The organism is Geobacillus sp. FSL W8-1251, assembly GCF_038005945.1.
In the GTDB taxonomy this organism is placed as follows: Bacteria; Bacillota; Bacilli; order Bacillales; family Anoxybacillaceae; genus Geobacillus; species Geobacillus stearothermophilus.
Map to the genome: position 1 here is coordinate 2,579,943 of NZ_JBBOUF010000001.1, position 11,439 is coordinate 2,591,381.

Consider the following 11,439-nt stretch of genomic DNA (forward strand, 5'->3'; position numbering starts at 1 on the left):
GTGATGAGCGATGAGTAAAATTATCGGCATTGACTTAGGAACAACGAACTCTTGCGTCGCCGTGCTCGAAGGCGGCGAGGCGAAAGTCATCCCGAACCCGGAAGGAAACCGCACGACCCCATCGGTCGTGGCGTTCAAAAACGGGGAGCGCTTAGTGGGCGAAGTCGCCAAACGGCAGGCGATCACGAACCCGAACACGATCATCTCGATCAAGCGCCATATGGGCACGGACTACAAAGTGGAGATTGAAGGAAAGCAATATACGCCGCAAGAAATTTCAGCCATCATTTTGCAATATTTGAAATCGTACGCCGAAGACTACTTGGGCGAACCGGTGACGCGGGCGGTCATTACGGTGCCGGCCTATTTCAACGACGCGCAGCGCCAAGCGACGAAAGACGCCGGCCGCATCGCCGGGCTTGAAGTCGAGCGCATCATCAACGAGCCGACAGCAGCAGCGCTTGCTTACGGCCTCGACAAAGAAGAGGATCAAACGATTCTCGTCTATGACTTGGGCGGCGGAACGTTTGACGTTTCGATTTTGGAGCTTGGCGACGGCGTCTTTGAAGTGAAAGCGACCGCCGGCGACAACCATTTGGGCGGCGACGATTTCGACCAAGTGATCATCGATTATTTGGTCAATCAGTTCAAACAAGAGCACGGCATCGATTTGTCCAAAGACAAAATGGCGCTTCAGCGCTTGAAAGATGCGGCTGAAAAGGCGAAAAAAGAACTGTCGGGCGTGACGCAGACGCAAATTTCGCTGCCGTTTATCAGCGCCAATGAAAACGGTCCGCTTCACTTGGAAACGACGCTCACGCGGGCGAAGTTTGAAGAACTGTCCGCCCACCTCGTTGAACGGACGATGGGGCCGGTTCGCCAGGCGCTGCAAGATGCCGGCTTGACACCTGCCGATATTGACAAAGTCATTTTGGTTGGCGGTTCGACCCGCATTCCAGCTGTCCAAGAAGCGATTAAGCGCGAGCTTGGCAAAGAGCCGCATAAAGGCGTCAATCCGGACGAAGTCGTGGCGATCGGCGCCGCGATCCAAGGCGGGGTCATTGCCGGCGAAGTGAAAGATGTCGTCTTGCTTGACGTCACACCGCTGTCGCTCGGCATTGAGACGATGGGCGGCGTATTTACGAAATTGATCGAGCGGAACACGACCATTCCGACAAGCAAGTCGCAAGTGTTCACAACAGCCGCCGACAACCAAACGACAGTAGACATTCATGTGCTGCAAGGGGAGCGTCCGATGGCGGCGGACAACAAAACGCTCGGCCGCTTCCAGCTGACTGGGATTCCGCCGGCGCCGCGCGGCGTGCCGCAAATTGAAGTGACGTTTGACATTGACGCCAACGGCATCGTCCATGTGCGCGCGAAAGACTTGGGGACGAACAAAGAACAGTCGATCACGATCAAATCGTCGTCCGGCCTGTCGGAAGAAGAAATCCAGCGCATGATCAAAGAGGCGGAAGAAAACGCCGAAGCCGACCGGAAGCGGAAAGAGGCTGCCGAACTGCGCAATGAAGCGGACCAGCTTATTTTCACGACAGAAAAAACGTTAAAAGAAGTCGAAGGAAAAGTGAGCGCCGATGAGATCAAGAAAGCGCAAGAGGCAAAAGATGCGTTGAAGGCGGCGCTTGAGAAAAACGACATCGATGACATCCGCAAGAAAAAAGACGCGCTGCAGGAAGCGGTGCAGCAGCTGTCGATCAAGCTGTATGAGCAAGCGGCGAAACAGGCGCAAGACGCTAGAGCGCAAGCCGACGCGGCCAAACGGGACAACGTTGTTGATGCGGAATTTGAGGAAGTGAAGGATGACAAATAATGCTGCCGAAAGTCAAAGTCAGGCCTGCCTTGGCTTTGACTTTTTTTCTAGCATTCACATATTGCCATTAACAAAAGGGAAATGATAAAATAAAATTTATGTGAATGAATCGGGAGTGGATGATCAACGATGGCGAAGCGCGATTACTACGAAGTTCTCGGCGTCAGCAAAAACGCGACGAAAGACGAGATCAAAAAAGCGTACCGAAAGCTTTCGAAGCAGTATCATCCAGACATTAACAAAGCGCCGGACGCCGCGGAAAAGTTTAAAGAAATTAAAGAGGCATACGAAGTATTGAGCGACGACGAAAAGCGGGCCCGCTACGACCGGTTCGGCCATGCCGACCCGAACGAAGCGTTTGACGGCGGCGGATTCCGAGGCGGAGGGTTTGATTTCGGCGGCTTTAGCGGCTTTGGCGGGTTTGAAGATATTTTTGAGACGTTTTTCGGCGGCGGGCCGCGCCAGCGGGCGAGCGGGCCGCGCAAAGGGGCCGATGTGGAATACATGATGACGCTCACATTTGAGGAAGCGGCATTTGGAAAAGAAACAGAAATTGAAGTGCCGCGCGAAGAGACGTGCGAAACGTGCCATGGCAGCGGCGCCAAACCGGGCACAAGCCCCCAGCCGTGCTCACGTTGCGGCGGCAGCGGGCAAATCACGAGCGAGCAGGCGACGCCGTTTGGCCGCATCATCAACCGTCGGACATGTCCGACATGTGGCGGGACGGGCCGGTACATTCCGGAAAAATGTCCGACATGCGGCGGGACGGGCCGCGTCAAGCAACGGAAAAAGATTCATGTCAAAATCCCGGCCGGCGTCGACGACGGCCAGCAGCTGCGTGTCGCCGGCCAAGGGGAGCCAGGGGTCAACGGCGGGCCGCCGGGGGACTTGTACATCATTTTCCGCGTGGAGCCGCATGAATTTTTCGAGCGCGACGGGCTCGACATTTATTGTGAAGTGCCGCTTTCCTTTGCTCAAGCGGCGCTCGGCGATGAGATTGAGGTGCCGACGCTCTATGGCGATGTGAAGTTGAAAATTCCGGCCGGCACGCAAACGGGCACGCGCTTCCGCCTGAGAGGGAAAGGAGTGCCAAACGTGCGCGGCTATGGACAGGGGGATCAGCACGTCATCGTCCGCGTCGTGACGCCGACAAAGCTGACGGAAAAACAAAAGCAACTGCTGCGCGAGTTTGACCGGCTTGGTGGGGAGACGATGCACGACGGGCCGCACGGCCGTTTTTTTGAGAAAGTCAAAAAGGCGTTTAAAGGAGAAGCGTGAGCGCGATGAAATGGTCGGAAATCAGCATTCATACGACGCACGAGGCGGTCGAGGCGATTTCGAACATTTTGCATGAGGCCGGCGCCGGCGGCGTGGTCATTGAAGATCCGTACGATCTTGTGAAAGACCGCGATGACTGGTACGGGGAAATCGTCGAACTCAATCCGGACGATTATCCGGAAGAAGGCGTCATCATTAAGGCGTATTTGCCGGTCAACAGCTTTCTTGGCGAAACGGTCGAACAAATTAAACAAGCGATTAACAATTTATGGCTATATGATATTGACCTTGGAAAAAATAAGATTACATTGAGCGAAGTGAATGAGAAAGAGTGGGCGACGGCGTGGAAAAAGCATTATCATCCGGTGAAAGTGTCGGAGAAGTTTACGATCGTGCCGACGTGGGAAACGTATGAGCCGGTTTCCGATGATGAGTTGATCATTGAAATGGATCCGGGCATGGCGTTTGGCACCGGCACCCACCCGACGACGGTCATGTGCCTGCAGGCGCTCGAAAAATATGTGCGCCCCGGCGATGCGGTCATTGACGTCGGCACCGGCTCCGGCATTTTAAGCATCGCTGCGGCGATGCTCGGCGCCCGGTCGGTGCGGGCGTTCGATTTGGATCCGGTCGCAGTCGACAGCGCACGGCTGAACGTCAAGCTCAATAAAGTGCAGTCGGTCGTTACGGTGGCGCAAAACAATTTGCTTGACCATGTCGATGAGCCGGCTGATGTGATTGTCGCCAACATTTTGGCGGAAATCATTTTGCGTTTTGCCTCCGACGCTTTCCGGCTGCTGAAGCCGGGCGGCCGCTTCATCACCTCCGGCATCATCCAGGCGAAAAAGCAGGACGTCAAAGACGGGCTTCTGGCGGCTGGGTTTGTCATTGAGGAAGTGAACGTGATGGAAGATTGGGTCGCGTTAGTCGCCATCAAGTCGTAAACAAAGAAGGGATGTTCGTTGCAGCGATATTTCGTTTCCGAACGGGAGCGCCGAGGCGAAGTCGTCACGATCAGCGGCGCTGACGCGCACCATATCGCCCGCGTCATGCGCATGAAGCCGGGGGATGCGATCGCTTGCGTCTTTCCGGACGGGCGCACGGCTGTATGCAGCATTGAACAAATTGCCAGTGATCATGTGCGCGCCCGTATTGTACAATGGAAGGAAGAGGAGCGCGAATTGCCGGTGCGCATTTATATCGCCCAGGGGCTGCCGAAAGGCGAAAAGTGGGAGTTTGTCATCCAAAAAGGGACGGAGCTTGGCGCCGCCGGCTTTCTGCCGTTTTTCGCCGCCCGTTCGGTCGTCAAATGGGACATGAAGAAAGCGGAGAAAAAAGTGGAACGGTGGAAAAAAATTGCGAAAGAGGCGGCCGAACAGGCGGAACGCACGTCATTGCCCGAGGTGCGGGCGCCGCTTTCGCTGGATGCGCTGCTTGCTTTTGGCGAAACGGTGGATCAACGTCTATTCGCCTATGAAGAAGAAGGGCGCGGGGGACGGCACGGTTCGCTGCCGGCGCTGCTTGCCGGCCTCAAGCCCGGCGGCACGCTGCTAGCCGTGTTCGGACCTGAGGGTGGATTTAGCCCTGAGGAGGCAAAGCGGCTCCGACAAGGCGGCTTTTTGCCGTGCAGCCTTGGCCCGCGCATTTTGCGCACGGAAACGGCGCCGCTTTATCTGCTTGCCGCGGCTTCCTATGAATGGGAGCTGCGCGCGCCAGATTGGGAGGCGGCGCAACAGTAATCAACGGTTTGAACAAATTCAGTCATGCTGCTAGCTCAGTGGCATGGCCTGCAGTGAGGTGAACAACATGCCAACAGTGGCTTTCCATACATTAGGCTGCAAAGTCAATCATTACGAAACAGAGGCGATTTGGCAGCTGTTTAAAAAGGCCGGCTACGAACGGACGGAGTTTGAGAGCCGCGCCGATGTGTATGTGATCAACACGTGCACAGTGACGAACACCGGCGACAAAAAAAGCCGCCAAGTCATCCGTCGTGCGGTGCGCCGCAATCCGGATGCCGTCGTCTGCGTGACCGGCTGCTATGCGCAAACATCGCCGGCGGAAGTGATGGCGATTCCGGGCGTCGATATTGTCATCGGCACGCAAGACCGGCATAAAATTTTGGACTACGTTGAGCAGTTTCAGCGCGAGCGCCAGCCGATCAACGCGGTCCATAACATTATGAAAACGCGCGTGTTTGAGGAAATGGATGTGCCGTCGTTCACCGACCGGACGCGGGCATCGTTGAAAATTCAAGAAGGGTGCAACAACTTTTGCACGTTTTGCATCATCCCGTGGGCGCGCGGCTTGATGCGTTCGCGCAATCCACAAGAAATCATCCGCCAGGCGCGCCAGCTTGTCGCCGCCGGCTATAAGGAAATCGTGTTGACCGGCATTCATACGGGCGGCTACGGCACCGATCTAAAAGACTATAACTTCGCGGCGCTGCTGCGCGATTTGGATGAGCAAGTGCCGGGGCTGAAACGGATTCGCATTTCGTCGATTGAGGCGAGCCAAATTACCGATGAAGTGATCGATGTGTTGCAGCGTTCGGACAAAATCGTTCGCCATTTGCACATTCCGCTTCAATCCGGGTCGAACACGGTGCTCAAGCGGATGCGCCGCAAATATACGGTGGAATTTTTCGCCGAGCGGCTTGCCCGCCTGCGGGAAGTGTTCCCGGAACTCGCCGTAACGTCCGATGTCATCGTCGGTTTTCCGGGTGAAACGGAAGAGGAATTTATGGAAACGTACCACTTTATCCGCGAGCAGCAGTTTTCCGAGCTGCACGTCTTTCCGTATTCGAAGCGGACTGGCACACCGGCGGCGCGCATGCCGGACCAAGTGGACGAAGAGACGAAACATGACCGCGTCCGCCGACTCATTGCCCTATCTGATCAGCTGGCGAAAGAATACGCGTCGCGATTTGAAGGGCACGTGCTCGAAGTCATTCCAGAAGAGCAAGACAAAGATCATCCGGGCATGTATATCGGCTATACGGACAACTATTTGAAAGTCCGTTTCCCGGGGACAGAAGAGATGGTCGGCGAACTCGTGAAAGTAAAAATCACGAAAGCCGGCTACCCGTACAACGAAGGTGAGTTTGTCCGCATTGTGCCGGATGGGGCAGCTCATTTCGTAAAGTTAAGCTCATAACCTGATATGGAGAGACAAGCACAGACACCCCAGCCTCAGCTGGGGTTTTTTCTTCTTTTTCTCGCGAACTATACAGATGACGGCTAGTTTTTGCCTTGCAGACATGGTATGATGGTAGACGTCAGACCTTTTATCTTTTTGCAGCGGCAGAAAGGGGCAAGTGTCCATGACAGTGAACATTGCGAACATGATCGACCATACGCTGCTCAAGCCGGAGGCAACGAAAGAGCAAATCGTTCAATTATGCGCGGAGGCGAAACAGTACGGGTTTGCCTCAGTATGCGTCAACCCGTCGTGGGTGAAAACGGCGGCGCGGGAACTTTCCGGCACGGATGTCCGCGTCTGCACGGTCATCGGCTTTCCGCTTGGGGCGACAACGCCGGAAACGAAAGCGTTTGAAACGAAAAACGCCATCGAAAACGGCGCGCGCGAAGTCGATATGGTCATCAACATCGGCGCCTTAAAAAGCGGAGCCGACGACTGGGTGGAGCGCGATATTCGCGCCGTCGTCGAAGCGGCAGCCGGAAAAGCACTCGTGAAAGTAATTATTGAAACGGCGCTTTTGACGGATGATGAAAAAGTGCGCGCTTGCCAATTGGCGGTGAAAGCGGGCGCTGACTATGTGAAAACATCGACTGGGTTCTCAGGCGGCGGCGCGACGGTTGAAGACGTCGCGCTGATGCGAAAAACGGTCGGCGACAATGTGGGCGTCAAAGCTTCAGGAGGCGTTCGCGACCGGAAAACAGCTGAGGCGATGATCGAGGCTGGGGCGACGCGCATCGGGACGAGCTCCGGGGTTGCCATCGTCAGCGGCCAAACTGGGCGCGCCGATTATTAAGCCCGCTTTTGGCCATGCAAACGCAAGATGGCCGTTTCGATGATGCCGACAAACGGCAACGCGACGGCTGAACAAATGGTGTTAAACAAGACGCTCACATGGGCGAGCTGCACATCCGGCGCCGGGCTGAGCATGGCGGCAAAACGGGCGAACGGCTCCGTCCAGAAGGCAAAGACGGCAACGCCGGCGACGTTCAGCCATAAATGGGTATAAGCGGTCAGCTGGGCTTCTTTGCTTGAACCGATGGAGGCCAGCAGCCCGGTAATGCACGTGCCGATGTTGGCGCCAAGCAATATCGCGATGGCGGCTGGAAGCGTCAACAACTGTTCGTTTAAAAACCCCATGGCGATGCCGATCGTCGCCGCGCTCGAATGGACGAGGGCGGTCAAGGCAATGCCGACGAAGAGTCCGATGGCGGTCGAGCTGTTCGTTTGCTTGAGCCAGGCGTCAACAAGCGGGTAATCGGCGAGCGGCTTGGCGAGGCTGGAGAAGCCGTTCATGGCAAACAGCAAGGCGGCAAGGCCGACGGCGATCATCCCGATGCTGTAAACGAAGCGGCGGCGTCCTATGAAGACGAGAAGTGCGCCGCCGATGAGAAGCGGAATGGCGCCGTCGCCGATATCGAGTGTCATCAGCTCGGTTGTGACAGTTGAGCCGATGTTGCTGCCTAAAATGATGCCGATGGACTGGCGAAACGATAAATAGCCGGTGGCGACGAGGCCGATCGTCATCACCATGACCGCCGAGCTGCTTTGCACGAGGGCGGTTGCCGCCATCCCGGTGAGAAATCCTTGCCATGGCGCAGCGGTAAAGCGCATGAGCCATCGTTTCAACCGATGGCCGGATAATGCGTAAAACCCGGCCTTCATCATGAACATACCGATCAGAAAAATGGCGGTGTAAATGGCAAACAGCATCAAAAGCGGCCCCACGGGCGATCTCCCCTTTCATCCTATATGTATGGGCCTCGTCCGCGGACGATGACTGCTTTTTTCGGCGCCGGGATCGCGCTTTTTTATTGACCTTTTCTGCCGGCATGTATTATAATTGACAAGTACAATATGCAATGGTTGTTGTTCGGAGGGAGGGAAGCAGGATGTCCAAAACGATCGTTCGCAAAAACGAGTCGATCGACGACGCTCTTCGTCGCTTTAAACGCGCCGTTTCGAAAACGGGTACTTTGCAAGAAGTGAGAAAGCGCGAATTTTATGAAAAACCAAGCGTCAGACGGAAGAAAAAATCTGAAGCGGCTAGAAAGCGCAAGCACTAAGAGCATGCATTAAAGAGGGTGTATAATCGGTGAGTCTTCTCGATCGTTTGAATGACGATATGAAGCAGGCGATGAAAAACAAGGAGAAAGAAAAGCTGTCTGTTCTCCGTATGCTGAAGGCGGCGCTGCAAAACGAGGCGATCAAGCTCGGCAAAAGCCCGCTTTCGGAAGACGAAGAGCTGACCGTTCTTTCTCGTGAACTGAAGCAGCGTAAAGACTCCCTCCGCGAATTTGAAAACGCTGGCCGTTCAGATCTTGTCGAAAAAGTAAAAACCGAAATTGACATCGTTCAGTCGTATATGCCGAAACCGCTGACAGAGGACGAACTTCGCGAACTGATCGAGCAGACGATCAAGGAAGTCGGGGCTTCGTCGAAGGCGGATATGGGAAAAGTGATGAGCGCCATCATGCCGAAAGTGAAAGGCAAAGCGGACGGTTCGCTCGTCAATAAATTGGTGCAACAACAGCTTTCATAAAACAAGCAATGGGCCTTGCCGGCAGGCGGGCCCGTTGTTTTTGAAAAGCGGTGCTAGAACCCCCTTTTGTCTCATACATATGAGATGAAAGGGGGGTCTTTTTGTATGGTGAAGAAATGGCGCCAGCAGATGAAGCGGTGGATGGCGGAAAAGCTCGAGCTTCCCGCCGATATCGTCATGGATCTGCCCCGCATCACGATGGTGGGGCACATACATATTTACATTGAAAACCACCGAGGGCTGCTCGCGTTCAGCGATAAAGAGCTCCGCCTTTTGCTGCAGAACGGGCAGCTGCTTGTCCGCGGCGAACAGTTTGTCATCAAAACGATTTTGCCGGAAGAAATTTTATTGGAGGGGAAAATCAGCCAAGTCGTTTATATAGAGGAGGACAAACGATGAAAAATGGATGGGTTGACACGTTAGCCGGCAGCGTGCGTGTCAAGGCGGAAGGAAAAGGGATCGAACGGCTGATCAACGCCTGCGTGCGCCAGGGCATCGCCGTATGGAATGTGAAAAATCATAGTCGGGAGACGGCGACATTTTTCATTAAGCTCAGCGATGTCAAGCGGTTTCGCCATATCGCCCGGCAAAGCGAGTGCAAGCTTTCGTTTGTCGGGAGAAGAGGGTTGCCGTTTTTTTGGCGACGGGCGCGGCGAAACAGCGGGTTTGGGCTCGGGCTGCTCCTTTTTGCGGCCATTGTATTTCTGCTGTCCAACGTTGTGTGGGGCATTGACATTGAAGGCGCCTCCCCCGAGACAGAACATCAAATCGTCCGCGAACTAAAACGGATGGGCGTCGAGCGCGGCGTGTTTCAATTTCTGCTCGATGACCCGGAAACGTTGCAAAGGAAACTGACCGAACGCATCCATGACATTACATGGGTCGGCGTCGAGTGGGAAGGGACGTTGCTGCATTTCCGTGTCGTGGAAAAAGAAATTCCGGAACCGAAAGAACCGATCCCCCCGCGCCATTTAGTCGCCAAAAAAGAGGCGGTGATCGCCGATTTGTTCGTTGAAGAAGGACAACCGCTCGTTTCCGTCAATGATTATGTACAAAAAGGTCAGCTTCTCGTTTCCGGCGTGATCGGCGCCGAGGGGAGAACGAAATTTGTACCGGCGACCGGAAAGGTGCTTGGCGAGACATGGTACAAGTCCACCGTTGTCCTGCCGCTTGAGACGACGTTTCATGTGTTGACCGGCGCGTTCGCCGAACGGCATTATATCGCAATGGGCCGCTTTTCCCTTCCAATCTGGGGGTGGGAGAAGCCGGCGTTCGCCCATACGGTCATCGAAACGAAAAAGCGGCCGTTTCGGTTTTGGAAATGGGACTTGCCGGTGTATTACGAGCGTGTTACGATTCGTGAAGCCGAGGAAGTGAAACGGAGCTATACGTGGGAAGAGGCGTTTGCAGAAGCGAAAAAGATCGCCCGCCGCGAGCTGCGGGCCAAGCTGCCGGAAGAGGCGGTCATTCGCGGCGAAAAAGTTTTGCATCAGACGAAAGAGAATGGTAAAGTAAGGGTAGAATTGCATTACGAAGTCATCGAAAATATTGCTGTACCACAACCCATCGTTCAAGGAGATTGAGAATGTCAGAGCAGTTTATCACGATCAGCCAACACGTGCGCAATCAACAGGAAGCGGCGGCGCTCTTTGGCGTTCATGACGCCCATTTAAAGCGGATTGAGAAAGAGCTTGGCGTGTCGATTGTGACGCGCGGGGAGACGGTCAACGTCTCCGGAACGCCGCAGCAAGTCCAGCTCGTCGATGAGCTGCTTCGCCATTTATTGATTGTCATCCGCAAAGGGGTGGCCGTCAGCGAGCGCGACATCATCTATGCCGTCCAGCTGGCGAAAAAAGGGGCGCTTGACGGCCTCATCCAGCTGTACGAAGAAGAGATTACGAAAAATGCCAAAGGGAAGTCGATCCGCGTCAAAACGCTCGGCCAGCGTTATTACGTGGCGGCGATTGAACAACACGACTTGACGTTTGGCATCGGGCCGGCCGGAACCGGGAAAACGTACTTGGCGGTTGTCATGGCGGTGAAGGCGCTGAAAAACGGCAGCGTCAAACGCATCATTTTGACCCGACCGGCTGTCGAGGCGGGGGAAAGCCTCGGCTTTTTGCCCGGCGACTTGAAGGAGAAAGTCGACCCGTATTTGCGCCCACTGTACGATGCGCTAAACGACGTGCTCGGAGCGGAGTATGTGCAGCGCCTCATTGAACGCGGCACGATTGAGATCGCTCCGCTCGCCTATATGCGTGGCCGGACGCTTGAGGATGCGTTCGTCATTCTGGACGAAGCGCAAAATACGACGCCGGCGCAAATGAAAATGTTTTTAACCCGGCTTGGTTTTGGGTCAAAAATGGTGATCACCGGCGATATTTCCCAAGTCGACCTGCCAAAAGGAGTCGAGTCGGGGCTGTCGGTCGCGAAGCGCATTTTGGCTTCCATCAGCGGCATTGCTTTTGTGTTTTTGGAGCAGTCTGATGTTGTTCGCCATCCGCTTGTGGCGAAAATTATTAATGCCTACGATGAGGCCGGCTTATAGAGCACAGACCGGGATGGATGGCACAGCTTTTCTTACAAAGCG

The 11,439-nt window shown here is 54.9% G+C and carries 12 protein-coding genes; 11 read left to right on the plus strand and 1 reads right to left on the minus strand.

From position 1 onward, the window contains the following. The first annotated feature begins 10 nt into the window (after positions 1-10). From dnaK to deoC, 6 genes are all read left to right on the plus strand, one after another. A complete protein-coding gene (gene dnaK / locus NSS88_RS13545) occupies positions 11-1,831 on the plus strand; it encodes a molecular chaperone DnaK (protein WP_055357971.1) in 1,821 nt (606 codons plus the stop codon). A 129-nt stretch (positions 1,832-1,960) separates the two neighbouring features. After that, positions 1,961-3,109 carry a molecular chaperone DnaJ gene (gene dnaJ / locus NSS88_RS13550; RefSeq protein WP_055357972.1) on the plus strand — a complete coding sequence of 383 codons (1,149 nt, stop codon included), beginning with the start codon at positions 1,961-1,963 and terminating at the stop codon, positions 3,107-3,109. Between the two features lie 5 nt (positions 3,110-3,114). Further along, a complete protein-coding gene (gene prmA / locus NSS88_RS13555; RefSeq protein ID WP_055358088.1) occupies positions 3,115-4,053 on the plus strand; it encodes a 50S ribosomal protein L11 methyltransferase in 939 nt (312 codons plus the stop codon). 18 nt (positions 4,054-4,071) lie between these two features. Beyond that, positions 4,072-4,848, plus strand: coding sequence for a 16S rRNA (uracil(1498)-N(3))-methyltransferase (locus tag NSS88_RS13560; RefSeq protein WP_055357973.1), 777 nt, complete (start codon positions 4,072-4,074; stop codon positions 4,846-4,848). Between the two features lie 67 nt (positions 4,849-4,915). Next, positions 4,916-6,265: a tRNA (N(6)-L-threonylcarbamoyladenosine(37)-C(2))-methylthiotransferase MtaB gene (gene mtaB / locus NSS88_RS13565; protein WP_055357974.1), complete on the plus strand. Its 1,350-nt coding sequence runs from the start codon at positions 4,916-4,918 to the stop codon at positions 6,263-6,265. A 166-nt stretch (positions 6,266-6,431) separates the two neighbouring features. Continuing rightward, positions 6,432-7,103, plus strand: a complete 672-nt coding sequence (deoC, locus tag NSS88_RS13570) for a deoxyribose-phosphate aldolase (RefSeq protein ID WP_055357975.1) — start codon at positions 6,432-6,434, stop codon at positions 7,101-7,103. On the opposite strand, the gene NSS88_RS13575 is transcribed toward deoC, so the two are convergent. Next, the gene (locus tag NSS88_RS13575) at positions 7,100-8,035 is read right to left on the minus strand and encodes a Na/Pi symporter (RefSeq protein ID WP_055357976.1); all 936 of its coding nucleotides are present in this window, start codon (positions 8,033-8,035) and stop codon (positions 7,100-7,102) included. The two genes, deoC and NSS88_RS13575, sit on opposite strands and share 4 nt — an antisense overlap. Before the next feature lie 164 nt (positions 8,036-8,199). Here NSS88_RS13575 and rpsU point away from each other — a divergent pair, with 164 nt between their 5' ends. From rpsU to NSS88_RS13600, 5 genes are all read left to right on the plus strand, one after another. Continuing rightward, a complete protein-coding gene (gene rpsU, locus NSS88_RS13580; protein ID WP_008879912.1) occupies positions 8,200-8,373 on the plus strand; it encodes a 30S ribosomal protein S21 in 174 nt (57 codons plus the stop codon). 29 nt (positions 8,374-8,402) lie between these two features. Continuing rightward, the gene (locus NSS88_RS13585) at positions 8,403-8,849 is read left to right on the plus strand and encodes a GatB/YqeY domain-containing protein (protein ID WP_033009641.1); all 447 of its coding nucleotides are present in this window, start codon (positions 8,403-8,405) and stop codon (positions 8,847-8,849) included. Between the two features lie 105 nt (positions 8,850-8,954). Continuing rightward, positions 8,955-9,248 carry a sporulation protein YqfC gene (gene yqfC, locus NSS88_RS13590; RefSeq protein ID WP_033014691.1) on the plus strand — a complete coding sequence of 98 codons (294 nt, stop codon included), beginning with the start codon at positions 8,955-8,957 and terminating at the stop codon, positions 9,246-9,248. Beyond that, a complete protein-coding gene (yqfD, locus tag NSS88_RS13595; RefSeq protein WP_061580803.1) occupies positions 9,245-10,432 on the plus strand; it encodes a sporulation protein YqfD in 1,188 nt (395 codons plus the stop codon). Before yqfC ends, yqfD begins: the two co-directional genes overlap by 4 nt. Before the next feature lie 2 nt (positions 10,433-10,434). Beyond that, positions 10,435-11,397, plus strand: a complete 963-nt coding sequence (locus NSS88_RS13600) for a PhoH family protein (protein ID WP_341085063.1) — start codon at positions 10,435-10,437, stop codon at positions 11,395-11,397. Positions 11,398-11,439 lie beyond the last annotated feature (42 nt).